Source organism: Roseovarius amoyensis (assembly GCF_003260265.1).
In the GTDB taxonomy this organism is placed as follows: Bacteria; Pseudomonadota; Alphaproteobacteria; order Rhodobacterales; family Rhodobacteraceae; genus Roseovarius; species Roseovarius amoyensis.
This window is the reverse complement of the sequence record NZ_QITQ01000008.1, coordinates 118,964-145,140: the sequence shown is the minus strand read 5'-3', so window position 1 is coordinate 145,140 and position 26,177 is coordinate 118,964. Positions and strand designations below refer to the sequence as shown.

At 59.2% G+C, this 26,177-nt stretch carries 31 protein-coding genes; 16 read left to right on the top strand and 15 right to left on the bottom strand.

Annotation, left to right across the window (positions count from 1 at the left end):
• Positions 1-152: 152 nt before the first annotated feature.
• Genes DL899_RS09450 through DL899_RS09410 form a run of 9 tightly spaced genes read right to left on the bottom strand, consistent with a single transcriptional unit; the run spans position 153 to position 6,985 of the window.
• Positions 153-806, bottom strand: coding sequence for a VirB8 family type IV secretion system protein (locus tag DL899_RS09450; RefSeq protein WP_111734102.1), 654 nt, complete (start codon positions 804-806; stop codon positions 153-155).
• 16 nt (positions 807-822) lie between these two features.
• Positions 823-1,632 carry a type IV secretion system protein gene (locus tag DL899_RS09445; RefSeq protein WP_111734116.1) on the bottom strand — a complete coding sequence of 270 codons (810 nt, stop codon included), beginning with the start codon at positions 1,630-1,632 and terminating at the stop codon, positions 823-825.
• Complete coding sequence (locus DL899_RS09440; RefSeq protein ID WP_204355288.1) at positions 1,632-2,786, bottom strand: lytic transglycosylase domain-containing protein; 1,155 nt, start codon at positions 2,784-2,786, stop codon at positions 1,632-1,634. Before DL899_RS09440 ends, DL899_RS09445 begins: the two co-directional genes overlap by 1 nt.
• Complete coding sequence (locus DL899_RS09435) at positions 2,776-3,045, bottom strand: hypothetical protein (RefSeq protein ID WP_111734100.1); 270 nt, start codon at positions 3,043-3,045, stop codon at positions 2,776-2,778. Before DL899_RS09435 ends, DL899_RS09440 begins: the two co-directional genes overlap by 11 nt.
• The gene (locus tag DL899_RS09430) at positions 3,042-5,417 is read right to left on the bottom strand and encodes a VirB4 family type IV secretion/conjugal transfer ATPase (RefSeq protein ID WP_111734099.1); all 2,376 of its coding nucleotides are present in this window, start codon (positions 5,415-5,417) and stop codon (positions 3,042-3,044) included. Before DL899_RS09430 ends, DL899_RS09435 begins: the two co-directional genes overlap by 4 nt.
• Entirely contained in the window at positions 5,407-5,685 is a 279-nt protein-coding gene (locus DL899_RS09425; protein ID WP_111734115.1) for a VirB3 family type IV secretion system protein, read from the bottom strand. The genes DL899_RS09430 and DL899_RS09425 overlap by 11 nt, the downstream gene beginning before the upstream one ends.
• A complete protein-coding gene (locus DL899_RS09420; protein ID WP_035252599.1) occupies positions 5,678-5,971 on the bottom strand; it encodes a TrbC/VirB2 family protein in 294 nt (97 codons plus the stop codon). Before DL899_RS09420 ends, DL899_RS09425 begins: the two co-directional genes overlap by 8 nt.
• Positions 5,968-6,588, bottom strand: a complete 621-nt coding sequence (locus tag DL899_RS09415; protein ID WP_111734098.1) for a lytic transglycosylase domain-containing protein — start codon at positions 6,586-6,588, stop codon at positions 5,968-5,970. The genes DL899_RS09420 and DL899_RS09415 overlap by 4 nt, the downstream gene beginning before the upstream one ends.
• A gap of 43 nt (positions 6,589-6,631) precedes the next feature.
• The gene (locus tag DL899_RS09410) at positions 6,632-6,985 is read right to left on the bottom strand and encodes a hypothetical protein (protein WP_111734097.1); all 354 of its coding nucleotides are present in this window, start codon (positions 6,983-6,985) and stop codon (positions 6,632-6,634) included.
• A gap of 223 nt (positions 6,986-7,208) precedes the next feature.
• Between DL899_RS09410 and DL899_RS09405 the strand changes: the two genes are divergently transcribed.
• From DL899_RS09405 to DL899_RS09355, 12 genes are all read left to right on the top strand, one after another.
• On the top strand, positions 7,209-7,448 hold the full coding sequence (locus DL899_RS09405; protein ID WP_204318811.1) for a hypothetical protein: 240 nt from the start codon (positions 7,209-7,211) through the stop codon (positions 7,446-7,448).
• 124 nt (positions 7,449-7,572) lie between these two features.
• Entirely contained in the window at positions 7,573-7,830 is a 258-nt protein-coding gene (locus tag DL899_RS09400) for a helix-turn-helix domain-containing protein (RefSeq protein ID WP_028284972.1), read from the top strand.
• Positions 7,831-7,999: 169 nt separating this feature from the next.
• Positions 8,000-8,209, top strand: coding sequence for a hypothetical protein (locus tag DL899_RS09395; protein ID WP_111734096.1), 210 nt, complete (start codon positions 8,000-8,002; stop codon positions 8,207-8,209).
• Between the two features lie 503 nt (positions 8,210-8,712).
• On the top strand, positions 8,713-9,273 hold the full coding sequence (locus tag DL899_RS09390) for a helix-turn-helix domain-containing protein (RefSeq protein WP_111734095.1): 561 nt from the start codon (positions 8,713-8,715) through the stop codon (positions 9,271-9,273).
• Positions 9,274-9,425: 152 nt separating this feature from the next.
• The gene (locus DL899_RS09385) at positions 9,426-10,301 is read left to right on the top strand and encodes a nitrilase family protein (RefSeq protein ID WP_111734094.1); all 876 of its coding nucleotides are present in this window, start codon (positions 9,426-9,428) and stop codon (positions 10,299-10,301) included.
• Between the two features lie 32 nt (positions 10,302-10,333).
• The gene (locus DL899_RS09380; protein WP_111734093.1) at positions 10,334-11,494 is read left to right on the top strand and encodes a substrate-binding protein; all 1,161 of its coding nucleotides are present in this window, start codon (positions 10,334-10,336) and stop codon (positions 11,492-11,494) included.
• A gap of 115 nt (positions 11,495-11,609) precedes the next feature.
• Positions 11,610-12,446: a branched-chain amino acid ABC transporter permease gene (locus DL899_RS09375; RefSeq protein ID WP_111734092.1), complete on the top strand. Its 837-nt coding sequence runs from the start codon at positions 11,610-11,612 to the stop codon at positions 12,444-12,446.
• Complete coding sequence (locus DL899_RS09370) at positions 12,439-14,262, top strand: branched-chain amino acid ABC transporter ATP-binding protein/permease (protein ID WP_204355287.1); 1,824 nt, start codon at positions 12,439-12,441, stop codon at positions 14,260-14,262. Before DL899_RS09375 ends, DL899_RS09370 begins: the two co-directional genes overlap by 8 nt.
• Positions 14,259-14,969: an ABC transporter ATP-binding protein gene (locus tag DL899_RS09365; protein WP_111734090.1), complete on the top strand. Its 711-nt coding sequence runs from the start codon at positions 14,259-14,261 to the stop codon at positions 14,967-14,969. The genes DL899_RS09370 and DL899_RS09365 overlap by 4 nt, the downstream gene beginning before the upstream one ends.
• A 5-nt stretch (positions 14,970-14,974) precedes the next feature.
• Entirely contained in the window at positions 14,975-15,724 is a 750-nt protein-coding gene (locus DL899_RS09360) for a DUF1028 domain-containing protein (protein ID WP_204355286.1), read from the top strand.
• Between the two features lie 16 nt (positions 15,725-15,740).
• Positions 15,741-15,929 carry a hypothetical protein gene (locus DL899_RS19625; protein ID WP_204355285.1) on the top strand — a complete coding sequence of 63 codons (189 nt, stop codon included), beginning with the start codon at positions 15,741-15,743 and terminating at the stop codon, positions 15,927-15,929.
• Positions 15,926-17,314, top strand: coding sequence for an amidase (locus DL899_RS09355; RefSeq protein WP_111734089.1), 1,389 nt, complete (start codon positions 15,926-15,928; stop codon positions 17,312-17,314). The genes DL899_RS19625 and DL899_RS09355 overlap by 4 nt, the downstream gene beginning before the upstream one ends.
• Positions 17,315-17,641: 327 nt before the next feature.
• On the opposite strand, the gene DL899_RS09350 is transcribed toward DL899_RS09355, so the two are convergent.
• Positions 17,642-18,337, bottom strand: a complete 696-nt coding sequence (locus DL899_RS09350; protein ID WP_239494661.1) for a hypothetical protein — start codon at positions 18,335-18,337, stop codon at positions 17,642-17,644.
• A 150-nt stretch (positions 18,338-18,487) separates the two neighbouring features.
• On the opposite strand from DL899_RS09350, the gene DL899_RS09345 reads away from it, so the two are divergent.
• Positions 18,488-19,129, top strand: a complete 642-nt coding sequence (locus DL899_RS09345) for a hypothetical protein (protein WP_111734087.1) — start codon at positions 18,488-18,490, stop codon at positions 19,127-19,129.
• Here the strand turns inward: DL899_RS09345 and DL899_RS09340 are convergent.
• Both DL899_RS09340 and DL899_RS09335 read right to left on the bottom strand, forming a co-directional pair.
• Complete coding sequence (locus DL899_RS09340; RefSeq protein WP_429000143.1) at positions 19,126-19,635, bottom strand: disulfide bond formation protein B; 510 nt, start codon at positions 19,633-19,635, stop codon at positions 19,126-19,128. The two genes, DL899_RS09345 and DL899_RS09340, sit on opposite strands and share 4 nt — an antisense overlap.
• Positions 19,636-19,722: 87 nt before the next feature.
• Positions 19,723-20,022 (bottom strand): SHOCT domain-containing protein, encoded by a 300-nt coding sequence (locus tag DL899_RS09335; protein ID WP_111734085.1) that lies wholly within the window; start codon positions 20,020-20,022, stop codon positions 19,723-19,725.
• A 158-nt stretch (positions 20,023-20,180) separates the two neighbouring features.
• Here DL899_RS09335 and DL899_RS09330 point away from each other — a divergent pair, with 158 nt between their 5' ends.
• Genes DL899_RS09330 through DL899_RS09320 form a run of 3 tightly spaced genes read left to right on the top strand, consistent with a single transcriptional unit; the run spans position 20,181 to position 23,609 of the window.
• Positions 20,181-20,963: a DsbA family protein gene (locus tag DL899_RS09330; RefSeq protein WP_111734084.1), complete on the top strand. Its 783-nt coding sequence runs from the start codon at positions 20,181-20,183 to the stop codon at positions 20,961-20,963.
• A gap of 59 nt (positions 20,964-21,022) precedes the next feature.
• Positions 21,023-21,478: a rhodanese-like domain-containing protein gene (locus DL899_RS09325; protein WP_111734082.1), complete on the top strand. Its 456-nt coding sequence runs from the start codon at positions 21,023-21,025 to the stop codon at positions 21,476-21,478.
• A gap of 16 nt (positions 21,479-21,494) precedes the next feature.
• A complete protein-coding gene (locus DL899_RS09320) occupies positions 21,495-23,609 on the top strand; it encodes a protein-disulfide reductase DsbD family protein (RefSeq protein ID WP_239494659.1) in 2,115 nt (704 codons plus the stop codon).
• 110 nt (positions 23,610-23,719) lie between these two features.
• On the opposite strand, the gene DL899_RS09315 is transcribed toward DL899_RS09320, so the two are convergent.
• The 3 genes from DL899_RS09315 to DL899_RS09305 form a co-directional block, all read right to left on the bottom strand.
• Complete coding sequence (locus DL899_RS09315; RefSeq protein WP_111734080.1) at positions 23,720-25,045, bottom strand: APC family permease; 1,326 nt, start codon at positions 25,043-25,045, stop codon at positions 23,720-23,722.
• 197 nt (positions 25,046-25,242) lie between these two features.
• Positions 25,243-25,911: a methyltransferase family protein gene (locus tag DL899_RS09310; protein WP_239494658.1), complete on the bottom strand. Its 669-nt coding sequence runs from the start codon at positions 25,909-25,911 to the stop codon at positions 25,243-25,245.
• Positions 25,908-26,171, bottom strand: a complete 264-nt coding sequence (locus tag DL899_RS09305) for a DUF2933 domain-containing protein (protein WP_111734078.1) — start codon at positions 26,169-26,171, stop codon at positions 25,908-25,910. Before DL899_RS09305 ends, DL899_RS09310 begins: the two co-directional genes overlap by 4 nt.
• Positions 26,172-26,177 lie beyond the last annotated feature (6 nt).

Sequence of the window (26,177 nt, the reverse complement as noted above, 5' to 3'; positions counted from 1 at the left end):
AAGAAACTGACAATCCGACAGCGCCGCTTGCAACATCAAAAACAGGCGGCATAATCAATCACACAAACGTGCCAGAGCCTCCAATCCGCAAACCGCTCTGATGTCCCATTTTATATGACGACGGACAATAAGAGATCTTATGAACAACAACGTCAGTTCTCCAATCTGTCGGAGCGGATGGAATATTCGAGCACGGTGAACCCAAACGGATTGGTCCAGACCTCGTCGATGGAGCGGCGGGTCTCGGGGCGGAACTCGAAGAGAAGGGTCGCGGTGAAGAGCCCGGTTTGGGTGCCGTTGATGGAGGTCAGACGCTTGCGCAGGCGCACCGTGGCGCGGTTGGTGCCGATCCGGTTGATGCTGAGGATTTCCACGTCGAGCCGGGCATTGGGGCCATAGACGGTCGGCGGATAGTTTTCATTTGCGCTGTTCCAGATCTGGCGGAGCCCGCTCTCGGCGGCCCCGTCCGAGCGGCGCAGGACGTTGCGGATGCGCAGATCGTTGTCGAGCTGGTTATAGACCTCCCGGTCGGTCACATAGCGGAACACCTCCGCCTCGATGATCGCCTGGTTGGCGGTCACCGAGGAGGCGCCGACCGAGGCTTCGGGGAGTGCAAAGCCGGTGGCGGGATCATAGGGCACGACCACAGGCGGCGGATCGACATCGAGAATTGCGAACGTCGCCGCGCTCAGGCATCCGAGAATGCCGAAGATGAGCCCGATGAGCCCAAGGCGCTGCCAGAGCCGTTCGCGGCGCAGCGCACCATAGACCAGCTCTTCTTCGATGATTTCTTGTTCACTCGCCACCTGTCACAACCCTTGATCAGTCTGCCCGCAACTCGGGCAGCGTGAAGTCCATAAACCGCTGCTCCTCGGCGATGGTGGCGGCATCGATCACGCCGCCTGTGCCGTCCCCCACGGTTTGCACGGCCTCAAGCTGCCACATGGCCACGAGCGCGATCGCCAGTTCCGCCGTCACCCGCGTGTTGAGGTCGATGCTTTCCTTTAGTTCGTCCATGTCGTCGATGAGTCCGACAAGGCGGTCGACCCGCTCGAGCGATTGGCCGGCATCCTCATAGCTGTTTTGGGCGGCGGCTGAGACGAGCGCGCCGGTGGTGGCCTGCGTCGCCACGCGGTTGGCCCCGGGATTGCCGCTCGTGGCCATTTCCGAGAGGGTGTCCTCGTCAAATCCGAGATCGGCCAGCACCCGGTCCATCTGTGTTTCGATCTCGCCTGCGCCAGAACCGGACAGGCCGGAGAAATCCCCAGTCTTGATTGCCTCAATCGTGGCGAGGATGTCGCCGAACTCCTGGTCGAGCAGGCCATTGAGTTCGTCTTCCATCTCGGTGCGGATGATTTCAGGCAGTTCGGCGAGGCGGGTGAGGGCCTCGTAGGTTCTTTGCAGCTCCGCGAGTTGGTCCGTGAGAAGGCCGAGCTGTTCGCGGAGCTGCGTCAGCTGCTCGTTTTGCAGGATCTCGTCCTCGATCATCTGCCGCAGCTGCTGGATGTTTTGCGCGATGTTCTGAGTGTCGACGACCGGTACACCTTGTGCTGCGGCAGGGGGTAGGGCACCCAGATGCAGGCCAATCCCAAGTGTCGTGGCCAAAGCTGTCCTCAAGAGCAGATGTCCCATCATTCAATCTCCCTGATCGTAAAATCCATGAACGCGCCTTCGGCCATGCGGGCGCTGGCCTGGGCCAGCTCTTCGGCGGAGAGCACGCGGGTGCGGGCGGCCTGAAGCCGGATGCGGGCAGCCACGAGACGCACGAGTTCGGCGCGGGCATAAGTGTTGAGCGCAACGCTCTCCTGCACATCCTCGGTCTCGGAAATACGTTCGACGATGTCGCGGATGCGCAGGGAGGCCTGACGGATCGCTTGGGGCGAGTTGTTGCCGTAGAAGGCCGCCCCATGACCCGTGAGCGAGAGGTTGGCATTGGCGAGAAGCGCCGGATCGATCGTGCCAAGCGCTTCGATCCCGCCGATACGGGTCAAATAGAGGTTATAGCGTTCGGGGATGACCTGGACGTAGTGCTGGGTCTCGCGAAAGGGCGGAACGCCGCCATACTCGAAAACCCGACCGGGTCCGGCGTTGTAGGCCGCGAGGGCGTTGATGATGTTGCCATCGAAGGTGTTGAGTTGGGTGGCGAGATAGCGCGCGCCGCCATGCACCTGCAGGTAGGGGCTGTCATAGTAATCTGGGTTGATGCCGAGATCGCTGGCCGTACCGGGCATAATCTGGGTGAGGCCAAAGGCGCCGACGGGAGAGCGTGCCCCAATGGTGAAGCGGCTTTCCTGCCATATGAGCGCTTGCAGCAGTGCCCGCCATTGGACTGGTGAGAGCCCTGCGCGGCCAACTCCCGCAAAGCCGCTGGTTTCCTGGGCGACGCGGATGATGAGCTGCTCGATGTTCTCGGCGGCGTCGCCGAACATCTGCGCACCGCCGGGATTGGGGTCGATGTCGGCATTGCCATAGACCGCCTCGACTGATCGGGCCGGATCCCCGCTGCCGCTTTCCAGCCCCGAGACCATAGCCGGCAAGCCCTGACCGGCGAAGCTGGTCTGGGCATCGAGGATGCGTTGCAGGGTTTCCAGTTGGTCGCGTTCGATCTCGGCAATGAGTTCGCGCACGGCAAGCTTGTCCGCCTGAACGGCCAAGTCAGCCTCGCGATCGCCTGTCTCGACGATGTCACGCGCGGTCAGCCCACTGTCATTGGTCGGCACGCCCTGAGACAAGGCGAGACCGGGCAGCAGGCAAAGTGCCAGGATATGAGGCAGGCTAGACTTCAATGTCGCCCTCCGGTGCGCCAAGGGGCGTGAAGTCACAATCAGGCGCGACAGGTGCCGTGGACGCGAGGAATGTGAAGCAGTTCGCCTGCGGTTCCCGGTACTGGGTGCAGGAGGCCAGCGCGCCGAGCGCAGCCAAGAGCAACAGTTTGGCGTTTCGAGATTGTCTTGAATCGTTTGTTCGCTGCCTCTCGCTGCGCTCGAACGCGAAGAACGATGCAGGATTATTTGGTGAAATCTCAAAACGCCATAAACGGATCATGAAAGCCTCCAAAAATCTGGGCGGTCGCGGTAATCGGAGCCGACAAGCGCTTCGCCCTTTTCCATGCCGCCAAGGATGGTGAGATTGGGTCCAAGCGCGCTCAGATCGGCATCGACGACGATCGAGCCCTGATCGTCGCGGATCAGCGCCAAGCGGCTGTTGCTGCCCGTGTTGAGAAGGACGTCGAGCTCCTTCTCCGTGAGGTTCAGCATCGCGTAGTCGGCCGCATGGGCGCGGATGTTCGGAAGCAGGATTTGCGTCGGCACCGCCTCGACGATGGTCTTGCCGGTTCGGGTGCGCTCGAGCTGGCTGGCGTATTGCGTCATCATCACAGCGACGGTGTTCTGTTTGCGTGCGGTCACGAGCCAGTTCGAGAGCCGCTCGGCGAAATACGCGTTATCGAGGGCCTTCCAGGCCTCGTCGATCACGATGATGGTGGGGCGGCGGTCCTCGATCTCGCGTTCGACCCGGCGGAAAAGATAGGACAGGACCGCCATCCGCTCCTTCTCGGCCTCGCTGTCGAGAATGCCGGTCAGATCGAAGCCCACGACATCGCCTTTGAGTGAAAAGGTGTCCTCAAGGCTCTGCCCGAAGATCCAGCCATAGCGGCCGTCTTCGGTCCACTCGAGCAGGCGCTGGTGCAGATCGCCGCCATCATCGGTGGACACAAAAAGCGATGCGAAATCCCGCCAGTTCCGCAGGGCCGGATTGGAGGCTTGGGCATTCTGGCGCACGACTTCCTGGATGCGGTTGGTCTGTGCGGGCGTCAGGGGCTTGTCAGCGCGGTAAAGCAGCGTGGCAAGCCAGTCCGAGAGCCAGGCGGTGCCGCGCGCATCGGTCTCGGTCCAGAGCGGGTTGAGGCCCGTGGGCTGGCCTGCGTTCAGGGAGGCGTAGCGCCCGCCATTGGCGCGCACCGCCATCTCCATGCCAAGACGGTAATCGAAGACGAAGATCCGCGCCCCTGCGCGACGGGCCTGGGTCATCAGAAAGGCTGACAGCACCGATTTGCCTGACCCGGGCCGCCCCATGATCAGGGTATGGCCGCTGGTCGGTTCTTTGTCGGGCGATCCCTGCTCGTGATAGGAAAACCGGTAGGCGCTCTGCTCCGGCGTGGGCAAATAGGTGACGACCCGGCCCCAGGGGGTAAGTGCTGCAGGTTTGCCGAGCTGTGTCCGGTGGAAGGCCGCAAAATCCGCGAAGTTGCGGTTGGTGACGGCGCTGGCACGCACGCGCTTGGGCTGGTTGCCGGGGTGCTGGCTGAGGTAGTGGGCCTTTGCGGCGACCCGCTCGCCGATCATCTTCACGCCTTCGGTCGCGGCGGCGTTCACGATTTCGGCGCTCAGCGTCTGCAGCTCTTCGAGCGTGTCGCAGAAGAGCGTCACGACCATGTGATGCTCGCCGAAGCTTTGGCGCTTGGCCTCGAGATCATCGGCGGCGATGTCGAGGGCTTCCAGAAGCGAGAGGGCGGCGTCCTGGCTGGCCTGCATCTGGCGCTTTTGCCGCTTGATGCGGCCCGCCATGAGGTTCGAATTGATCGGCGTGAAGGAGTGCGTCACGATCATGTCGACCGGCAGGTTCAGCATGTCGAACATGGTGCAGGAGGTGCCTTCCGAGTATTCTCCGATGGTGAAACTCTTGCCGTAGCGATGCCCCACGACGCCTTCGGAGAGCTCGAAATGATCGCCATGAAACGTCACGCGGGTATTGGCGACGTTGACGGACAAAAAGCCGTAGGTGTTTGCCGGGTAGAGCGGCAGCTCTTGCCCCGTGTTCAGTGCGCCCAGAAACCCCACCAATTCCCCCGATGCAGCCGACAGCAGGCGCGGCTTGAGCTCGGTAAGCCCCGAGAGGAAGACGTTCACGGCCTCACCGAGGCGCTGCAGGCGTTTGCGGGTCTCCTCCTTCAGTCGGTCCGGCGCGCTGCGGCTCAGGAACGGCAGGAGACTTTTCGGAGGCGGGCGGTGAATGACGGTGAGCGTCAGCGTCTTGTCGCGCAGCCCGCTGGTCTCGAGTTTCGCGCGCCAAAGGCGGTCAACTTCTCCCGCAAAACTGTCGTCACGCACAGGCTCGAGGTCCGGCCTGATCGCTTTCGAGACCTTGTGGACGTAGTAGCTGAACTCCGGCCCCAGCTGCGCGATGATCCGGGCGAAAAGCGCGGTCACCTTGTCGAGATAGGCATCATCTGTCGTGTAGCTGTTGACCCCGTCGAGCCGAATGCACTGGAAGAGTTCGTTCACCCGCGTCCGAACGGTGCGGTCATCGACCAGGCTGACATAGGGCAGCATATGCGCGAGGCGGGTTTCGCGGGCATACCAGTCCGGCGTCATCGTGCGGAGATCAAGCGTTTCGTCCGAGGCTGTATTAGGGCGCATAGCTGTCCCCGCCGTGAATGGAGTGGTTCCGCGTTGGCGGGGTTTCCTGCAGGGCCGTCATCATCACGTCGATGAAGCGCGGGTCCCAGTCCGCGGCCTTCCAGAGCACGGGGTAGAGCAGGGCGGCCATGCCCAGCACGGCGATGTGCTGGACCCAGACGAAAAGCAGCACCGAACCGAAAAGCCAGACCATTGCGTACATGATGGGCAGGCCCAGAAGCTTCGGCGGCCGCACGAGGCCGAGAAAGAGAGGCGCGCGCTCAGCCACCGGCAAAAACCGCGGCAACGATGGTGGGGGCGGCGGCAACACCGGCGATCCCGACGAGAACCCAGAGTGCCTGGCGCAGATCGATGATGTTGAAGAACCAGCTCAAGAAAACGCCCAGCACGGCGAGCGTGGCGATGACAACACCAAGCGGGCCGGTCAGCGCATCGACGATGCCCTGTAACAGGCTCTGGATCGGGGAGAGATCGATGCTTTGAGCAAGCGCAGGCTCTGCGACGAGCAGGAAGAGCGCGAGCGACGCAATAAACAGGTTAGATATGTGCTTCATGAATTTGATCCTTCCAATCGGGCCACGACGGCCATGACGCGGGCCACGTGGTTCTGGGTTTCTCGGTAAGGGGGAATGCCACCGTGTTGGCGCACGGCGTCCGGCCCCGCGTTGTAGGCCGCGAGCGCAAGACGCCGATCGCCGAATGTCTCCAACATCATCGCGAGATAGCGGGCGGAGCCGTCGAGGTTTTGCAGCGGATCGCGCGGATCGACTCCGAGATCGCGCGCGGTTGCTGGCATCAGTTGACCAAGGCCTATAGCGCCCGCGCGCGAGATCGCATCCTGTCGATAGGCGCTCTCGACCTCGATATTGGCGCGATAGAGGGTCAGCCAATCCGTGACGGACAGCCCGGCGCGGCGAAGACCGGGATGGCCAGCATAGCGCAGGGCGGTGGCTTCAATGGCCGAGAGGATATCGGCGCGGGGCAGGGGTGCTGGTCGGGCAAGGGCTGCAAAACGCAGCGCGTCAGGTTCAGACGCAGTTTCGGCCTCACCAAGGATCGCCAGCCCATCGGCCGCAGATCCCTGGCCGACGCCGTCATTGTAGTTGCGGGCAAAGCTGTTCTGGGAGCGGGACGGTGTCAGGGAGCCGTCGCTCTCCATGACCAGCACCATCTGCGCAGTAGCGGGACCAGCCAGAAACCAGAAAAGGAGGAGACTACTGGCTGCCGCCCTTGTCGGTCGCGGCCAGCTTGTGCGTTGTCCGCTGGCCTTCTTCGAGCGGAACATCGGCATGGGAGAAGCCGATCCCGATGAGGAAGGACACGACGCCCGTGATGGTCTTGAATTCGCGGATCTTGATGTCGTTATAGGTCGTCCGGGTACGAGCTGTGACCAGCAGCTTCTCCACGCCCTTGTCAGAGACGACGCGCATGATCCAGACCCCGTAATAGCTCGGGCCCTTCTTGTGTGCCGACTCCTGGCACAGGATTTCTGCGCTATAGCCGCTTTCCACGAGTTCGCGGAACCTGGCTTCCGTAACCACATTTGGTGCTTCGATGTCCCAGTTCATGGCCCGGCTCACGCTTTCTCCAATGGCGCGACCCCAGGCATTCCCACTTGAAGCCCAGAGTTACGATAGTATATTATTAATCGCAAGATATATTGCGACAGATACGGCTGTATCTCGGTTACACAAACACTAGGCACGGCCAATGGAGTCTATCAAGGAAAATAGGGGTTTCAGAAACCTGTGGTTGAGCCGGTGGGTGAAGATACAGGCTGTGGCCTTGCTGATGCTCGCTCCGGTCGCAAGCGAGGCCGGGTCATGCCTCGCCCCGGTCCAGCCGTTCGTTCCAAGCGATTCGCAGGCCGCTCGGGATTATGCCGACATCATCCGACGGGACTTTGAGGTCTACATAACGGACATTCAGGACTACTTCCGCTGCCTCGAGCAGGAGCGCGCGCGCGCCTTCGAAGAAGCCCGCGAAGTCAGTCAGGACTACGGTCGGTTTCTGGAACTGGTGGGGGATTGATGGGCGATTGGGTGTGCATCAGACTTGCAGCCCATGGAAACCAGACGCCGGTAACACCCTCAAATATCTACTTTTTAGATAACAGATTTCATCCGCTAGCGACGTCACAAAAGGTATGTGACGCGTGGCAAAGACAATCAGAACAAATGGCCAGTTGGCGCTCGTCCGTGCGTTGGTTGATGCACGTCAGAATGCGGGTCTCAGCCAGCAGCAGTTGGCGGCGAAGCTCAAACGCCACCAGTCGTTTGTCGCACGTCTCGAAAGTGGCGAGCGTCGTATCGACGTCGTGGAGTTTACAGTTCTGGCGAGGGTCATTGGCTTTGATAAAGATGAAGTCCTGTCGATTGTCGAAGCCGCCACGGAGCCCGACCACAGGATTTGAAGCCAATGAATTGTTGAGAACGCGGGAATCCATTTTCCCTGTCTGATGATCATTCCCTCCTCGAGGACCAGTTAGCCAACATCAAAGAAGCCCGGCGCGCGGTCGTAGTAAACGCTCTGCAACCCCACGCCGCAATTCGCAGCGCCACAGTGCAGGAAGTCAGTAAACAGTGAACGACGATAAGGGTGAGGGCGTCGCGATCGCCAATCTGATCGGGACCGATGGGTGCAGTGTTGTTGGTTGGGTTTATCGCTGGAGGACAGGATCACATGCGGTGATGTGGGACGTCCAAGGGCCCCGGCCGGTATCGGAAACCCGGCCGGATATAAGTGACGAACAGAAGCAAGAAATCGACTTCGATGCACTCATGCGGATTTGAAAAAGTGACAGTGGATAGGCTTCTCAGGCAGCCGCCATTTCATATTGATGGAAAGGGTCTGCGAGCGTACCGGTCATTGGAGAAGATGGCAGCGAAGGTCTCGAAGGAGCCCACTTCGACAAATGCTGCGCTACGCTTGAACGGGCGCGAACCGCGCATTGCTGCCATTGATTATGGTAAGAACGGCCCGTACAACACGTTTATCGGCGAGGTCGGTCGCTGCGGTGCGGCCCACCAGAACAGACTTTCGCCGCGGTCGCGAAATCGAGCGGGCGGCGAACTGGTAATCTGCGAACAAACCGGCCAAACGGTGCGCACCGCTTATTCAATGAGGACGGCCCAGAGTTGAGTTCTGAGAGGCGTTTCGGCGCTTCGATGCAGCTTCACCATTGCTTTCGTTAGCGCGTTGGGTCGCCAGAGTTACGGCACACGTGTTTCGGCTTGTTCTGCTCCCGTCCATTGTTCAAGATTTTTGATACACAAATGGTCCGAAGGATTGATCGATGGCAAGCGAACATATTGGCCGAAAGCTTAGGCGCCTTCGTAGGGCACGCGACCTGACCCTGAGTGCTGTTGCGCTTGAGGCGGGCTGCTCGGAAAGCATGATCTCGAAAATCGAGACCGGACGGGTCATGCCGTCACTCACGATCATGCGAGGATTAACGGCAGCCCTCGGTGTCAACGTGACCGCAATGTTCGAGGACGGTGACCCGCAGTCAATCGTCAGCAAGCGCGGAAGTCGCCCTCGTCTCAGTCACGACACGCTTCGTGTCGGGGATGGTATAATTTTGGAAAGTCTTATTGCCCAGAGCAACGAAACATCGCTGCAGGCCAACATTCACATCGTGCTTCCCGGCGGAGCTTCTGACGGAACCATCGCGCATTTGGGCGAAGAGGTGGGTTATGTGCTCGAGGGGGAACTGGAGCTGACTGTCGGGTCAGAAAGCTTCTTGCTCGCGCCCGGAGACAGTTTCCACTTCAATTCGAACCTTTCACATGGCTACCGCAATATGGGAGACGCTGTCGCAAGAATTCTTTGGGTGAATACGCCGCCCACTTTCTAGGCATTTCGGCGGAATCAACGCACAAGAATTAAGCGGTATCCATTGAATCATCATGCTGCCCGCTCAGGAATTCAAGTTTCTTGACTCCCTTGAACGCTCTTCTCATGGTGAGTCTGATTTGGGTAAAAGTGCAACATTGAAGTGGGGAGAGAATGGCGGCGCATGAAGCACTGACAAAGATTGCATGTCTGCAGTTCGAACCGCTGGTCGGTGCGAAAAAGGGTAATATTTCACAGAGTGTCGCGATGCTTGAAGACGCTGCGGACGCTGGCGTCGACCTCGCCGTTCTCCCGGAACTGTCCGACAGCGGCTACGTATTTGAGACGCGAGAGGAAGCGTTTTCGCTTGGCTCTGAGGCGGCGGAGTCGCCGTCGATCCGAGCATGGTCCGAGGTGGCGGCACGTCGGAACCTTCACATCGTAGCTGGCTTTTCCGAACGCGATGGCGCAAGCCTTTACAACAGCGCCGCAGTGATAACACCCGAGGACGGCCTGCTCGGCGTTTACCGCAAAACGCACTTGTGGGGCGCTGAAGCGCTTTTCTTCGAACGCGGTGATGTTGGTTTTCCGGTTTTTCGAACAAGACTTGGACGCATCGGCGCTTTGATCTGCTACGATGGATGGTTTCCGGAGGCATGGCGGTTGCTGGCCGTTCAGGGCGCCGATCTCGTTTGTGTTCCAACGAACTGGGTACCGATGCCAAGTCAGCCAGAGGACATGATGGCGATGAGCAATATTCTCTGCATGGCAGCCGCACACTCGAACTCTTTGTTTGTCGCTGCCGCCTGCCGGATAGGAGTGGAGCGCAGTCAACCATTCATTGGGCAAAGCGTAATCGTAGACAATCAAGGCTGGCCCGTCGCAGGCCCGGCGCCGAAGGATGATCGCTCGATACTGCTGGCCGAGGTGAACCTCGCTGAGGCACGCAGGGGGCGCACGCTCAACGAATTCAATCAGCTTCTTCGCGACCGACGCAGCGATCTTTACGGCGAGGTCCTTGGCTCCACGATTGCACCCGGATGGCAATAACAACCCACACAAATCGATACGGAGGTTAAATCATGTCTATCAAGAAACTGAGCGCGGCAACGCTGCTAGCGATCGGCGCGTTCGCTGGCAGCACCTTGGCGGAAGAACCGGTGAAGATCGGAATTCCGGTTGGCCTGAGCGGGGCCAACAGCGTGGTGGCGCCTTCGGTCGTCCAATCCGCAGAGCTTGCCGCCGAAGAGATCAATGCGGCTGGAGGCATCCTCGGCCACCCAATCGAACTCGTAGTTGCCGATGACGGCTCGGGGGCCCAGGGCGCGCAGCGTGCATTCGACAGCCTCGTTTTCCAGAGCGAAGTAGACGTTCTTATTTCGATGGAAACTTCTGCTGCCCGAAACGCCGGACTCCCAATCGTCAATCGCGGGCAAGTTCCGTACATCTACACATCGTTCTATGAAGGCCGCTCGTGCAGCCCGTGGATGTATATCAATGCTTGGGTGCCCGAGCAGCAGGTTGCACCGATTGTTGACCACTTCATGGCCGAATATGAGGCCAAGACCTTTTTCCTAATCGGATCCGACTATGCCTTCGGTCGAGGGATGCTCGAATTCACGCGTACTTACGTGGAAGCCAATGGCGGCGAAATCCTCGGTGAAGAATATCTCCCAATGGACGGGTCCGACTGGACCGCGATTATTTCGCAACTGCGTTCCGCAGCACCCGACGCTCTTATCACCTCCACGGCAGGCGGCGCGCCAAATGTTACGCTGACCAAGCAGCTGCGCGCGGCAGGCGTCAATATTCCCTACGGCAACCTCGCTGTGGATGAGGGCACAGCCAAGACCATGGGAGGCGATGCCACCGGAATCTACATTGCGGCATCCTACCTCACGTCGATCCCCAGCGACGAAAATCAGGACTTTCTTGCTGCAATGGAGACGAAGTTCGGTGAAGACCTGAAGACCCCGAACGACCTCAGCGTGCCCCAGTATGAAGCGATTTATGCCTACAAGGCTGCGGCAGAGATGGCAGGCTCGGTGGAACCACAGGCGATCATCGATGCGCTCGACGATGTGGCGGTGACCGGGCCGCGCGGAACGATCCAGATGAACGCGCAGCGGCACGCCCCGCTCACGATGTATCTGGGTCAGGTGCAGGCCGATGGGTCCGTAGAAGTCATATCGACTTTCGAGGACGTTGACCCGGGCGAGCAGTGCCCGCAATTCGCTGGCTGATAGAAAATGGCGGTGGGGTCCGGGCCCCACCGCCAGTCTGGTAACGAGGCTCAGCGCGTAGCGGGCCGTACACCGGGTGCGACGTCGAACAAACGCAAATAATCGGAGCGGTCTGATGGCGATACTTGTTCTCGACATGTTAACGACATCCCTGATCCTTTTCGTTGTCGCGGCGGGTCTCATGATTATCCTCGGCGTCATGAAGTTGATCAATTTTGCGCACGGCGCCTTTCTGACCGTCGGCGGGTACACGGCAATGCTGACGACCGATGCAGGGGTTTCGCCATGGCTCTCGGGGCCTCTGGCGCTGATCTTTGGCTTTTTCGGAGGGCTCCTGATCGAGCGCTTCATCGTCAGGCCACTCTATGACCGGCCCTTAGACGCGATTCTTGCGACCTGGGGTCTCGGTATCGTAATTGGGCAACTCATAACCTTAGGCTTTGGGCGCGAAGTTCAATTCGCCGCCAGTCCACTTGAAGGTACCCTGACGCTTGGTGCGATCGACTACTCGGCCTACCGGCTCGCAGTGTCGGGGATCGCGCTTGCAATCGGCGCTGGCCTGACGGCACTTCTTTATCTGACCCGGTTCGGATTGAACGCCCGGGCCGTGATTATGAACGAAACGCTCGCCCGTGGCCTCGGGATTGACAGCGCGCGCGTTAGGGCATTCACATTCGGCCTCGGTGCGGGGTTGGCCTGCGCCGCGGGCGCGCTGATCACTCCATTGCTGTCAGTCGACCCGAACATGGGTCTGCCATGGCTCGTTAATTCCTTCATGCTCGTACTGGTGTCTGGAGTCTCGATCCCGAGCCTCCTGCTTGCATCCCTTCTCCTCGGCAGCGCTCAGGTGCTTGTCTCAACCTTCGTCTCACCCATCCTCGGCGGCATGACAATTGTTGTGCTTGCAGCAGCGATCTTAAGGATCAATCCGCGGGGGCTGAGCTTTGGTTGATTTTTCCAAATCGGATGCATCACCGCGAAGGATGTCCCGGCGCAGGCCGCTGCGCACCGCTCTTATTGGGGCTTTCGTAGCGCTTGCCGTTATTGCGGCGGGGCCATTCGTGCTCGACACGTATACAACCAACATCCTTATTCGCGCATTCTTTCTGGCAGCACTCGCGATGACAGTCGATGTCTTGTGGGGCTACACTGGCATCCTGACCTTCGGCCAGTCGGCTTTCTTCGGCATCGGCGCCTATGCCTGCGCATTGACCTTCACTCACTACGGCTTCGGACCCGGCTGGGCGATTGGGGCGCTGCTGGCAGGTATGGGTACAGCGATGGTGGTTGCTGCGCTCATCGGATGGCTGGCGTTTTATCATGGCGCCTCTCCGCTCTACGCCTCGATCATCACGCTCGCTCTGCCTATCGTTTTCGTGCAGCTGATCTTTGCCGGCGGGCGGTTCACAGGCTCGTCAAGTGGCCTTTCAGCTTTCCCCACCTACTACTGGGCGTTCGAGACCTGGTTCTGGATCGCAGGAACCTACCTCGTTCTCGTGGCAACGGTCGCCTGGATATTCGTCAAAAGCGATTTCGGGCGCTTGCTCGTCGCAATCCGAGAGAACGAGGACCGTTGCGCCTATCTTGGCATCCCCGTCTCCGGTGTGAAAATCACTTTGATGGTTGCTGCTGGCGCCATCGGTGCCGGCGCAGGCTTCGGTTATTCCGCCTTTACCAATGTCGTTGCACCGGAACTCGGCGGATTTCTACTAGGGACGGAGTTGCTGATCTGGACAGCTCTGGGTGGTCGCGGGACTCTATTGGGGCCTATATTTGGCGCGATCGGCATCGATGTGACGGCATCCTACTTGACGGGTGCTCTGCCCTTCCTCTGGACGCTGCTAGTAGGCATCGCCTTCATTGTGGTGATCGTTTTTCTGCCCGAAGGCCTTGCGCCCATCATTGGCCGACGCCTCCGTGCTGCCGGACAGGCGTTGAACCTGGTCGGTGCACCACATGTCTCAAGCTATTCGGTCAAGGCGATCAATCCGGGCAGCCATGCCTCCGAGGATGTCGAAGTACCGCTCCGCACCGAAGGGCTCCAACGCCACTACGGCAGTCTCAAGGTGCTCGATGGAATCTCATTAGAGGCGAGAAAGGCAGAGATACTCTCAATCGTGGGGCCGAATGGCGCCGGGAAGACCACCTTCATGCGCTGCGTTTCGGATGGCGGAGAGCGATCTGGTGGTAAGGTCTTCATCAACGGTGCAGAGATAGGCCGCTTTGCGCCGCACAGGGTGGCAAAGCTTGGCGTGGGACGGAGTTTCCAGAATACCAACCTGTTCGACACCCTGACTGTGGGCGAGTGCCTTATGCTGGCACGCTTCAAAACCGACGGGGCACAGAAATTCTCCCGCCGGGAAAGCCTCGACCTGCCAGAGCCCGCGCTGGCTATCTTGCGGGCAACCGAGCTGGCCGATGCGATGACGCTAGAGACGCGTAACCTCAGCCACGGCATGAAGCGAGGGCTGGAACTTGCGATGGTTCTGGCGACGGAACCTTCAGTGCTGCTTCTTGACGAGCCGACGGCAGGCTTGACCAAGGCCGAGCGCACAGCAATTGGTGACGTCTTGGTTAAACTGGCCAACGACCACCGCTTGTGCATCGTCTTGATCGAGCACGATCTCGATTTCGTACGCGACATTTCCTCGCGCATCGTTGTGCTGCACCAGGGCGCATTGCTCATGCAAGGAACGGTCGAGGAAGTGATTAACTCGGATCTCGTTAAGGCGGTCTACGCGGGCGAGGACGCGGAGAGCGTGAAATGACCCGGGTTCCGCTTCTGTCTGCCGAGGGGCTGGTGTCAGGATATGGTGGTGCCATGGTCTTGCACGGCGTGTCCTTTTCACTTGCCGAAGGTGAGATCCTCGCCATTCTGGGCAAGAACGGCATGGGAAAAAGCACGCTTCTTAAGACGATTATGGGCTTCGTAGCAGCACGAGAAGGCGCAATCTCCTTTGCCGGGCAGGATTCCACGGGTCGCTCGCCACATCTCATGGCGCGGGACGGGATCGCCTACGCCCCGCAGGAGTTCACGATTTTTCAGGATCTCACCGTTGAAGAAAACCTCAGGCTTGGCGCTCCGTCCGATACTGTATTTAATGCGCGGGTCGACAGGTTGGAGAACGTGTTTCCACGCATGCTCGAGAGGTTGAAACAGCGTGCGGGAACGCTTTCGGGCGGCGAGCAGAAGATGCTTTTGATGTCACGCGCGCTTCTGGCCGAACCGAAAGTAATGCTGATAGACGAGATCAGTGAAGGCCTTCAGCCAACGATGATTGCCCGTATGGCAGAGGCGCTTTCGACAGCCCGCGAGACCTTTGGCTGCGCAATTCTGATTGTCGAGCAACACCTGGCCTTCGCCCTCAAGGTCGCGGATCGCTACGCCGTGCTGAAGCTCGGTGAGATCGTGGAGGAGGGTGCGGCCGGAGATCCGTCCGCTGCATCGGCGCTCGCCGAACATCTCAAGGTGTGACGAAGATGCGTGGACCCGAATTCAACACCTATTCTCTCGTCGGTCGGTGTGCCCGGACCAGAGAGTTAGGCGCTTGTGTCGCGTCGGCCGTCCCGGCGGTCGGCGCTATTTGCCTCGTACTCCAGCCAAAGGTCGGGATCGCCAGCACACAAAGCTGGGTCAACCCGTATCTTGCGCGGGACGCGCTGGACAGGATGGCGTCTGGTGCGACAGCGCAGAACGCCCTTGACGAGGTTCTCGCCGATGACGATGCGCAAGACTTTCGTCAGATTGGCGTAATTGGTACGCAGGGCCGTGCTGCTGCCTTTACGGGAACGAACTGTACGGATTGGTTTGGACAGCGCACGGGTGCGCATTATGCCGTGCAAGGAAATATGCTGACTGGTCCTGGCACGCTCGATGCGATGGTTACCGCCTTCGAGGGGACGACGGATCTGCCGCTCGAAGAGCGCCTGATGCGTGCGCTCGAAGGCGCCCAACGCGCAGGTGGCGACAAGCGGGGGCGACAGTCCGCCGCCCTTTTGATCGCGAACGAAGAAGCCTATCCGAGAGTTGATCTTCGTGTCGATGAACACGGTGAACCGATCTCAGAATTACGCCGTGTCCTGACCGTTTCGACAGCACAGCTTGCGCCATTCGTTGCAGGCATGCCGCGCCGTGGCGGCATCGCGGCGCCGCCGGACCAAGCCGTGGTCGATATGTTGCTGAAACCGCCGCCCAACCGCCCGGGAGGCGGGGGGAATCGGACGCCCTAACGATCAGAGAGACACTATGCCCGACGATCCACTCGATCCCGTTCGCCTGCTGGATCTTGACCTTCCACCCGAAAGACTGCGCGAGCTTGCATTGATGTTCGCCGAGATCCGGGCAGAGATCGCAAAGATGCGAGCCATAGATCTGGGCGAGACTCATCCCGCAGTCGTCTACGCGCCTGAGCCGAAACCGGAACCTGAGCCATGACCAAAGCGGCATATTCCCTGCCAATATCGGACCTCGCGCCGGCGCTGCGGGACGGTCGGCTTCATCCGGTCGACCTGCTTGATGCTTATCTGGAGAGGATCGCGACGCATGATCCGGCGCTTTCGTCCTTCGTGCATCTGAACGCCGCGGCACGGTCGGATGCAGAGAAGGCGGGCAAGGAAATTGCGGCTGGAAAATGGCGCGGCCCTCTGCATGGCATCCCGATCGCCGTAAAGGACAACTACCTGACGCAAGATATGCCAACGACAGCCGGCACGGCAGCTGCAGGGCTGGACTTGCCCCTGAGAGACGCCACGGCGGTGGCACGCCTCCGCAAAGCAGGGGCGCTCATGATCGGCAAGACCCGGATGCATGAATACGCCTGGGGCATGGAAACACCGCCAACGCGCAATCCGCGCGACCTTTCACGCGTTCCTGGCGGATCCAGTGGCGGCTCTGGCGCTGCTGTGGCCGCAGGCCTCTGTGCTGCAGCGCTCGGATCTGACACTGGTGGGTCGATCCGCATTCCCGCAAGTTTGTGCGGCTGCGTTGGCCTCAAACCTACCTTTGGCCTGATTGGCCGCGGGGGCATTGTTCCGCATAGCTGGTCGCTGGATCATGCTGGCCCGCTTGCCGCAACGGTAGAAGATGCGGCGATCTTGACCGCTGCCATGTCGGGGCCTGATCCCGATGATCCCGCCGCAGTGGGAAAAGAGGCTCCGCACTGGGCCGATGCACTAGAGTCCGGCGTGTCCGGGATGAGGGTCGGTGTCTGTCGCAGGCATTTCTTCGACGGACTAACACCTGACGTGGAGGACGCAGCGGAGCGCGCTCTATCTTCACTCTCCGCGCAGGGAGCGCGGATCACGGAGTTCGACGTACCCGAACTCGACGGTGGACTCGGCGCCATCTTTGCGATCGAACTCGCCTCCTCTACTGCATATCACGATCATCGCCTCCGCGATGGGAATGTGGCCGATTTTTCACCCGACGTGCGCACACTCGTGGAGATCGGCCGGTTCGTTTCGGGGGCCGACTACCTGACCGCCGAGCGCTATAGAAGGTTACTGGGCGAACGCTTTGCGATGCAGTTCCAAGAGATCGATGTTGTGGTGAGCCCTACACTTCCATTGACGGCATGGCGAGTTGGCGAAAGGCGGGTTCGCGTCGGCAGCGAGGAAGAAAGCGTGCTCGCCGTCTCATGGCGCCTGACCTATCCTTGGAACCTTCTGGGACTGCCCGCGATCTCAATTCCGGTTGGAAATGACCGATCGGACCTTCCCATAGGTCTTCAGGTCGCAGCGCCCGCCTTTGCCGAATTCGCGCTTCTGAGGGTAGCGAAAGCCTTGGAAGACAGCTTTGGCACCCTACCACGTGTATCATAATACTTGCGTGCATTGTCCCAATGGCGTCACCTGCCCGGTATCGTAAAACAGCCGAACAAATCCAGCCTCGGTATTCCAACGCGTCAAATGTCCGGTTTCGCTGTGTGGAATTGCATCATTCGCAACAGCAACTAAGGTCGGCTCACCGACTTACTGCTTTTCGCTGCGGTTGCGATGCGCTGAAACCTGCCGTTGGGGCGATCGCAGCGAAACCTCACTCCGTCCGCCCTCCGGACCTTACCACAGACAGCAGCGAACGGCTGGTATTTGAGTAACTTAGCACGCTCAAATTTCCGCAGTTTGATAGTGCCGCTGTCTTTGTCAGCGCTAGTAGTTCACCTGTTCGAAGCCGTAGTTGCCCTCATAGTCACGCCAATCGACGAAGACAGATCGGTGATAGATACCCGGGCAATTCTGGCCCCAACGTTCAAGTCCCACATGCGCCTCGGGCAGGGCAGTTATGGAAGATCGCTGCCATGAGAAATCGCCTTGGGTCCCATAGGTGCCGAGAACCACGGTCGCGCTTCGGTTGCAGTCACCATCGCGCCCGGACTCGTGCTGTCGTGCATACCGTACATCGAAGACGCGGATGGAACGCACGAAATTGAACTCTGGCCCGCTGATATCGATGTCCGCGCGGTCCTGAACGAGCCGCAGGGCGAGGTCGGTGGGAACGAGATTATCTACTGGCAAGGATTGAAGCGGTCGACGGCTGTCGGTTCGGTACAAGGCTTCAAAGATGCCGCCAGCGTTGTTTTGTAACCGATCGTTCTCGTAGGAGGCGCCCATGGGACAGCGCCAGATTTGCAGCGGTGGTTCGACCGGCCAAGGTGTAATCCGCCGGATAAATTCGGCGCGGGCTCGGGCGCAAGGGACGGAAGCAGGCCAGCCGCCAGACAGGCACAAGAGGATCGCGCAATCGATCGGGTATGTCTGCGCGCGGGCGGGTATTGGCAGCGAAGAACCTGTCACGGTCAAAGCGACTGCGACCGAGGGGAGGAGCTTCTTGAGTAAATGGCGCATGCTGTGGAGCCTCCGTGATAGGAGTTCAGCATACATACAATAATATACTATCGCAACGCTAAGTATAAAGTCGCATAATAAAGTTTATGTGAATAAATGATGGTCGCAGAGAAAGTCGACTGTTGTCTCCCGACATGCCAACCTGCTCACATGCAACGGTTCTTCTCAACCAAAATGCCGGGCGTGCAATTTGTAATGAACGTCTTGGTCTTCAGCCTGATCGGTCTCCTGCCGGTCTTGCTCGTTTATGTCATGCGTGCGCCTGGATTTGCTTCGGCGTTGATGGACGGTGGACCGGCGCTATCACGATTTTTCAGGCAGGTTCTGACGAATGGGCTGCCGGTCATCTTTATCGTCAACTACGTCGGTTTCTTTCTGTTTGCGGTGTTGAATGCCAAGGACGCCAATGGCCGTGATCCGGCGTCGTACATTCTCCTCGATCTTGTAATCCGCGTCGCTCTCTTTCTCGTTCTCCACGCCTTCATATATGTGCTCTCCGCCAGTTGGTTCGGCTCATTTGGAGGTAGTCGGGCCACGGCTCTGTCAGTGGTTGCGCCCACACTGGCGCGGTCCGCACACTTTGAAAATATTTCCGGGGTCTACCTGTATGCTACGCTGGTAAGTGCGCTGCCGCTCTATGTCACCGCGGCGGAAGACTCACTGATCCTGAGACCATTCGTCAGACTTTTGCCGAAAAAAGCGGGGGCTGTTGTGGTTGCTTTGTTTGCCTTCCTTTTGACAGTTCTGTGCCTGACGCTCACTGCGAGTGTAATGGCGCGTCTTCATGGCTAGGTCAGCGTGTGATTTTCACGTGGCCGATAAGCGTGCGCTGCTTTGGCCAATGCCATGATCCAGAGCCCTGCTAGAACGAAACTCCAAAGCGCATTCCAACTCGCCATAGATAGATTCAGGAATTCCCACGCGACTTCGTCACACATCACCAAGTTTGATGGTGAGGATGACGCGGAGGGCAAAAGGTCCGCACCTGACAAGTTCGATATATCGAGACCAGAGCCTGTGCACGCTGTCGGACCTTCCCACCAATCCCGTTCGACGCCGGTGTGGAAAATCCCGATGCCCGCTGTCGTGAGGGCCGCGGCAGCACCTGCCATCAAGAGCAGCAAGATGGGCAAACCAACCATCAGAAGCGCGCCAATAACGATGGCAATGGCGTGAGGATACCGCTGCCAGATGCACATCGCGCAGGGCGCATATCCGAGCGCCTGAAAGATGAATGCGGCGAGCAAGAGCACAGCCGATCCACCTGCAGCGAGCATCCCGAGTTGTTTTTCTGTCACTTGTACCTCATAGAGTCAGACTGGTTGAGTACCAGGGGTACGTCGTGAGTTTCCCAAGCCTAGTAGTGAACACAGGTGCCCAATTCACTACTCGCCGGTCAGTAGCTTCTTTCGAGCGGTGTAGTCCTCTGCGTCAATTTCGCCCTTGGGCAAGCGCAGATCGAGTTCGCTCATCGCATCGGACTTTTCAGCCTTTGTCGCTCCTCCATCCATGTTGCGAATAAACCAAACGACACCGGCAACAACCAATCCCAAAACGATGATCCAAAGGATTGGACCAAACATCATCCCCATCCCGTATCCCCAGCCCGACATGTGGCCATAGTCATCTGGATCGGCCACGGCAGGTGTCGCAAAGAGCGCTGCAATTATTCCCAATCGATACATGTCCACCTCTTTGTCCGATCGTTATCCCTATCCGGTGATACTTTGATACTCGCTCAACATCCTGTTTTCACGACCGGAAATGTATCAGTTTGTAGAGTTGACCTTTTATCAGACGTCGCAGTACGACCGAAAGGTAACGAGGTCAGATCAGGCATCAGATGGACTCCAAGAAACGGTCAACGCTTTTGACGATCGGTGTGATCATCGCAGGGTACGCCGCCCTGCGCACAGTCTCCTCTTTGCTGCCGGAAAAACTGGAGTTGCAGGCGCTCGATAGACCAGAAGGATTTCGCAAGTTCGTTGCGGGTGAGACGTCAGGCGGCTTCGATCCTTTGGTAGGCTTGGGCACGGCGGACAGCATCGAAGTGGCGGCGCAGAAAGCCGCAGCCTTGGAGCGCGTCTCCGAGAATATTTGTTCGGCCCTTTACGGTGGTCTGACTCCCACGCCTATCCAGGTCCCGATGGCGTCGTTCTCGGACTACTATTGCCCCTTTTGCCGGGTGCAAACCAAACGATTGGCCGACATGACGAGCGAGATGCCAGACAAGATCGCAGTGGCGTGGCATGAATTGCCGCTCCTCGGCGACAGCTCAAATCTTGCGGCCAAGGCAGCTCTTGCGGCGAAACGGCAAGGCGCGTACGTCGCTTTCCACGAACGTTTGATGACAACGCCGTTCCAAGCATCGCCGGAATACCTTGCCCGCCTCTCCGATGACATTGGCGTCGATAGCAAGAAATTGATCACCGACATGGAGAGTGCCGAGATCACGCGCGAGCTGGAAAAGAGTGCAGCGCTTGCACGCGTGTTCGCCTTTGTCGGCACGCCGGCCCTCGTGATCGGCCGTACAGTCGTCCAGGGTCAGATCAGCGACAGAATGGTTCGCGAGATCATCGAGTTGGAGCGCGAAGAGGGTTGGCGAGATGTCTGTACGGCTGCATAGGCTGCAACGCTCGCCCCGGGAAGTCTTGGCGTTTCTCGTCAATCGACGGTGGAGGCAATATGGATAGGCGGTGCTTCATCCTGCTTGCCTCGACGTGGGTCGTGGGGCCCCAGGTCGCTGCGGCCGCGACGCGTGAGATATGGACGGCTGCCGAGACGGCCGACGCATTGGCGCAGGACAAGATTTCCCTGATTGATATTCGATCGCGCCCCGAATGGGTGGAAACAGGTGTCGCAAAAGCCGCATGGCCGATCAGTATGCACGAACCCGGGTTCGAGCAGCGCTTGTTCGCCGCACGCGATTTTTCAGGCGAGAAACCCATTGCGCTGATCTGTGCCACCGGCGGGCGCAGCGGCCGTCTTTTGAGCGTCTTGAAACGAGCCGGCTACACGGGCTTCATCGATGTGTCGGAAGGCATGCTGGGATCACCGAAGGGGCTAGGCTGGATCGAACGCGGATTGCCGGTGACAGATCTCGAGGCGGCCTTGGCAAGCCTGCCTGGCGCTTTGCGTTGACCGCATGCTCATCCAAATGACCGTCCGGGTTTCTCACCTCGGGGCTTGGCCTCTGCTCTTCTTTCTCGGTTGCATGGGCATCTTCCTATCCGATGCCGTCAAGGCTGCCGAATCCGAGACCTTTTCAAACCCCGCCGTAACCGCGCGTCTGATCTCGGCCGAAGAGGGGATTGCGCCAGATGCCGCCTTCGTCTCACTCGGATTGGCCCTGGAGTACGGCGAGGGCTGGAAGGGATACTGGCGCACGCCCGGCGAGGTTGGCTTGGCACCGAAACTCGACTGGGCTGGTTCGACCAATCTGAGGTCTGCGGAACTCCTCTGGCCCGCGCCGGAACGTTTCGAGGCTTTCGGGATCGAGAACTTCGGCTATTCAGGTCAGGTTGTCTTGCCGATCCGGGCGAGACTTGAGGACGCCGGCCACCCTCTGGAACTGCGTGCCCGCGTGTCCTTGCTGACATGTTCGACTGTCTGTGTGCCCCATGACTTCGAACTTTCACTCGCCCTGCCACAAGGCATCGGGATCGATACAAACTCGGCTCGCCAGATTGCCACTTATGCCGATCGCGTTCCCGCGGTACCCGAGAACAGCGACATCAGAATATCGGTCACGGCCCTCGATGCGCGCGCCTCGGCTCTCATCGTTGTGGCAACGAGCGACAAACCGTTCGGTGAGGTCGACGTGTTCCCGGAATTCGGACCCCTTGTGACCTTTGGCAAACCAGATATCCGGTTGGATCGCGATAGAACGGAACTCTGGGCACAAATACCGATCAACGCCTGGACCGAAGAGCACGCAGAGCCTTCGGTGACGATCACAGACACCGCACGTGCAATCACGGCGCCGATCACTCTTACCTCGGATCCCCCTGCCCCACCGTTTGCAAGCGCGAACCCTCGAACGAGTGTGCTGAAAGTCGTGGCGGTGGCCGCCATCGCCTTTCTCGGTGGTCTGATCCTGAATGTCATGCCCTGCGTGTTACCCGTTCTATCGATCAAGCTCACATCTGTTTTGAAGGCAACCGGTCAAACCCGGCAGATGACGCGCAACGGATTCCTGTTTTCAGCTTTGGGGGTACTGACATTTGTCTGGGCGCTTGCGGCTGCCTTAGTGTTTCTTCAATGGATCGGAGTATCCGTCGGCTGGGGTATACAGTTCCAAAATCCGGTCTTCGTGACTCTGATGTTCATGGTCATCGCCGTCTTTGCCGCCAATCTCCTCGGTGCATTCGAGATAACCCTGCCCGCGGCCCTTCAAGACCGCCTGGGTGCCAGCAGTGCCAGAGCCGGGTACATCTCAGACTTTGGCACCGGACTGCTTGCGGCCATCCTCGCAACGCCGTGTTCCGCCCCGTTCCTGGGCACCGCGATCACCTTTGCGCTTGCGGGCACACCACTGGACGTAATGGTGATATTCACAGCGCTCGGTCTTGGACTGGCCCTCCCCTACCTCGTCATTGCCGCACGTCCCGAGTTGGTCACGCGGATGCCCCGGCCCGGGCGATGGATGCTTCTGGTCAGGCTCCTTCTTGGCGGTCTGTTGCTGGCAACAGCCGCTTGGCTTTTGTTCGTTCTTGTCGGCGTGGCGGGTTGGCGGGCAGCTGCCTTCATCTCGGCACTCACAGCTATGTTCATCATTGCGGCATCAATCCGACAGGCAAGCCAATGGGTACGGCGTGCGGTTCTGAGCGCCTGTGTTTTTCTGGCGATTTTCGGGGCAGGCCTCACCTCAACGCCCGACCGCACCACTGCGGGGGTTGATGCGATGTCTCGCTGGCAGGATTTCGAACCCTTCGGCATCGCGCGCCGCGTCTCCGAGGGAGAGACGGTGTTCGTCGATGTGACTGCGGATTGGTGTCTGACCTGCAAAGCCAATAAGTCTCTTGTGCTCGACAGGGATCCAGTGCGTGCGCGGTTGCGCGACGGTTCCGTGATCGCCATGCAAGCGGATTGGACCCGGCCAGATGACAACATCACGCGGTTCCTCGAGCGATATGACCGCTACGGCATTCCGTTCAATATCGTCTTCGGGCCGGGAGCGCCTTCCGGCATCGCTCTACCGGAGATTCTAACGCCACAGGCAGTGCTCGACGCGCTCGACACCGCTTCAGTGCGCAGTCTCGTGTCAGAGTGATATGCCAACTTGCGCGTGTTTGATCGAGTTGACTACTTCCACATATGATTTCCCCGTTGTCTGATACCTTTGCGTCGTATCCCATGCGAAAGTCCGAATAACCTCTAGCATCAGTTTTCGTGAACACCTTGCGGTGCGAGCCAGCGCGATAGATACAGTCGTTCAAGTATGAAAACCGCGGTAATTCCGACGGCGGCATATAGCACGATGGCCGGGTCACTTTGTAGTTTCATCGCAGTGAAGGCCGCGAGCACAACGGCATCGAAGCCGAGCGCCAGAAGCAGGATCGGCGCCGCCGCACCGATCTCCTTGCGTCGGAAGCGGAAGACGCCCCAATGCACGACCATATCCATGATGAGATAGAAAAACGCGCCCAATGAGGCGATCCGGCCCAGATCGAAGAACACAGCCAGTGTCGAGGCAATCACCACCGTATAGATCAGCATGTGGCGCTGGATCGTGCCAGACATGCCAAAGTGGCTGTGCGGGATCATTTTCATGTCCGTCAGCATTGCGAGCATCCGTGACACGGCGAACACACTGGCCAGAACGCCTGATGCAGTAGCCACGGCGGCCAGCAAGACGGTTAGATAGAACCCGACCTGCCCGAGCGCGGGGGCCGCCGCTTCTGCCAGAGAATAATCACGTGCGGCAATGATCTCGTCGAGTGTCAGGCTGGCGCCCACGCCGAACGCCACAAGCAGGTAGACAACCACGCAGATCGCGATGGAGATCATGATCGTGCGGCCCACGTTGCGATGGGGATCGGTGATCTCTCCGCCGCTGTTGGTAATGGTCGTGAAACCCTTGAACGCAAGGATGGCCAGTGCGACAGAGGCAATGAACCCCACGATCCCTGATGGCTCGGCCGTCTGCGATGCGGCGGCGAACTGAAATCCGCTCGACCACAGAGCGGCAATACCAAAGAGAGCGATGCCGCCGATCTTGATTGCCGCCATGATCAGCGAAAACAGCCCTACGGAGCGGTTGCCTGCGATATTGACGAGAAACGCGAAAACGATCACTGCAACCGCCAGGATGGGGACGAGCGGCCCGCCGGTGATGTCGAAGGGGCGCAGGACGTAGGTGGCAAATGTCCTTGCCACGAGGCTTTCTGCAATCACCATGCTCAGCGCCATCAGAAGCGCTGCTCCCGCCGCGACTGCGCCTGATCCATAGCATTTCTGCAGGATCATAGCGATCCCGCCCGCCGAGGGCCAGGCGTTCGACATCTTGATATAGCTGTATGCACTGAAGCTTGTCACGATGGCACCGGCGATGAAGGCCAGCGGGAAAAGCGGTCCGGCCAGTTGGGCTATCTGCCCGGTCAGCGCAAAGATGCCCGCCCCGATCATCACGCCTGTACCCATCGCGACGGCACCGCCAAGGCTGATTGATCCTTCGCGATAATCGCTGTTCTTCTGGTTATGCTGCATATTAGTTCTTGCCTGTTTTCAGATTTTTCAATTCTTGTGGCCCATCACCGTTCTGGCCAGAACCTATTCCTGCAGTTCCACTATCGCACCCGAACGAACCCTACTTGCCTTCAGCTCTCGCGGGCAATAGGCACAAAATGCAATCAACAATGGGGACAATTCGCAATTCTGGCTACAGACCTCATTTCCGCACATCCTCAGATTTTGCGGCCGCCCTGCTCACTGCCCGCCCCCGCAAACCTTGGAAAAAACGATGGCACTGACTGCGCGTATTGCTTATAGACCTGTCCAAAACGGGCGCGGGTGTCGGCCTCCTCGCTGCGTGCCAGTCGAACATACATCCAGACCAGTACCGGGAACATCGCCACTGTCAGAATGGTCGGCCATTGAACGAGAAATCCGAGCATGACCAGAATGAACCCCACGTATTGGGGATGTCTGATCCTCGCATAGGGCCCGGTGACGGCCAACCGGCCCTGCCGCTGTGCATTCCACAGATGGTGCCATGCCACCGAGATCAGCCAGAATCCTCCGCCGATCAGGGCGAAGCTCAACAGGTGGAACGGTCCGAAATGCGGGTTCGACTTCCAGCCGAACATCATCTCGGGCAGATGGCCGCTATCGTGGGCTAGCCAGTCGATATCCGGCCATGTCGATTGCAACCAGCCGGACAACACAAAGATCGTCAACGGAAACCCGTACATTTCGGTGAACAGTGCCAAGACAAAGGCGCTGAATGCACCGAAACTCCGCCAGTCTCGGGACGTTTGCGGCTTGAAAAAGCTGAAGGCAAAAATGATGAAGACAGCCGAGTTGATGAAGACCAGAAGCCAAAGGCCATACGATGCACCTGCATCAGTCATCATTGATCATCTCCCTTGCCATGTCCGCCGTGGCCTCCATGCCCGCCATGCATGAAGAAGTGCATGCCAACACAGAGCAGCAACGGCAGCCAGATCAGCAACCCACTGCCCAGAATGTGCACCCGATGCTCGTAACCCAGCAGAAGTCCGCCAAGGACAAGCGCGAAGATCAGGTAGATGCCCGCGCGTGATTTCCAGAACGAGGGCGGCCTCGGCGGATTGCCCTGCGGGTGATGATCGCCGTGTGTCGAAGGTTTTTCCATGTCACT

Excerpts from the sequence above, each read along its gene's own strand:
- DL899_RS09420 (WP_035252599.1), bottom strand. The coding sequence starts at position 5,971 with ATGAAGCACATATCTAACCTGTTTATTGCGTCGCTCGCGCTCTTCCTG.
- DL899_RS09385 (WP_111734094.1), top strand. The coding sequence starts at position 9,426 with ATGGCGGCGCATGAAGCACTGACAAAGATTGCATGTCTGCAGTTCGAA.
- DL899_RS19625 (WP_204355285.1), top strand. The coding sequence starts at position 15,741 with ATGCCCGACGATCCACTCGATCCCGTTCGCCTGCTGGATCTTGACCTT.
- DL899_RS09335 (WP_111734085.1), bottom strand. The coding sequence starts at position 20,022 with ATGTATCGATTGGGAATAATTGCAGCGCTCTTTGCGACACCTGCCGTG.
- DL899_RS09355 (WP_111734089.1), top strand. The coding sequence starts at position 15,926 with ATGACCAAAGCGGCATATTCCCTGCCAATATCGGACCTCGCGCCGGCG.
- DL899_RS09380 (WP_111734093.1), top strand. The coding sequence starts at position 10,334 with ATGTCTATCAAGAAACTGAGCGCGGCAACGCTGCTAGCGATCGGCGCG.
- DL899_RS09325 (WP_111734082.1), top strand. The coding sequence starts at position 21,023 with ATGGATAGGCGGTGCTTCATCCTGCTTGCCTCGACGTGGGTCGTGGGG.
- DL899_RS09365 (WP_111734090.1), top strand. The coding sequence starts at position 14,259 with ATGACCCGGGTTCCGCTTCTGTCTGCCGAGGGGCTGGTGTCAGGATAT.
- DL899_RS09415 (WP_111734098.1), bottom strand. The coding sequence starts at position 6,588 with ATGGTGCTGGTCATGGAGAGCGACGGCTCCCTGACACCGTCCCGCTCC.
- DL899_RS09345 (WP_111734087.1), top strand. The coding sequence starts at position 18,488 with ATGCAACGGTTCTTCTCAACCAAAATGCCGGGCGTGCAATTTGTAATG.
- DL899_RS09305 (WP_111734078.1), bottom strand. The coding sequence starts at position 26,171 with ATGGAAAAACCTTCGACACACGGCGATCATCACCCGCAGGGCAATCCG.
- DL899_RS09445 (WP_111734116.1), bottom strand. The coding sequence starts at position 1,632 with ATGGGACATCTGCTCTTGAGGACAGCTTTGGCCACGACACTTGGGATT.
- DL899_RS09390 (WP_111734095.1), top strand. The coding sequence starts at position 8,713 with ATGGCAAGCGAACATATTGGCCGAAAGCTTAGGCGCCTTCGTAGGGCA.
- DL899_RS09330 (WP_111734084.1), top strand. The coding sequence starts at position 20,181 with ATGGACTCCAAGAAACGGTCAACGCTTTTGACGATCGGTGTGATCATC.
- DL899_RS09430 (WP_111734099.1), bottom strand. The coding sequence starts at position 5,417 with ATGCGCCCTAATACAGCCTCGGACGAAACGCTTGATCTCCGCACGATG.
- DL899_RS09410 (WP_111734097.1), bottom strand. The coding sequence starts at position 6,985 with ATGAACTGGGACATCGAAGCACCAAATGTGGTTACGGAAGCCAGGTTC.
- DL899_RS09350 (WP_239494661.1), bottom strand. The coding sequence starts at position 18,337 with ATGCGCCATTTACTCAAGAAGCTCCTCCCCTCGGTCGCAGTCGCTTTG.
- DL899_RS09375 (WP_111734092.1), top strand. The coding sequence starts at position 11,610 with ATGGCGATACTTGTTCTCGACATGTTAACGACATCCCTGATCCTTTTC.
- DL899_RS09405 (WP_204318811.1), top strand. The coding sequence starts at position 7,209 with ATGCTCGCTCCGGTCGCAAGCGAGGCCGGGTCATGCCTCGCCCCGGTC.
- DL899_RS09310 (WP_239494658.1), bottom strand. The coding sequence starts at position 25,911 with ATGATGACTGATGCAGGTGCATCGTATGGCCTTTGGCTTCTGGTCTTC.
- DL899_RS09360 (WP_204355286.1), top strand. The coding sequence starts at position 14,975 with ATGCGTGGACCCGAATTCAACACCTATTCTCTCGTCGGTCGGTGTGCC.
- DL899_RS09435 (WP_111734100.1), bottom strand. The coding sequence starts at position 3,045 with ATGATCCGTTTATGGCGTTTTGAGATTTCACCAAATAATCCTGCATCG.
- DL899_RS09320 (WP_239494659.1), top strand. The coding sequence starts at position 21,495 with ATGACCGTCCGGGTTTCTCACCTCGGGGCTTGGCCTCTGCTCTTCTTT.
- DL899_RS09315 (WP_111734080.1), bottom strand. The coding sequence starts at position 25,045 with ATGCAGCATAACCAGAAGAACAGCGATTATCGCGAAGGATCAATCAGC.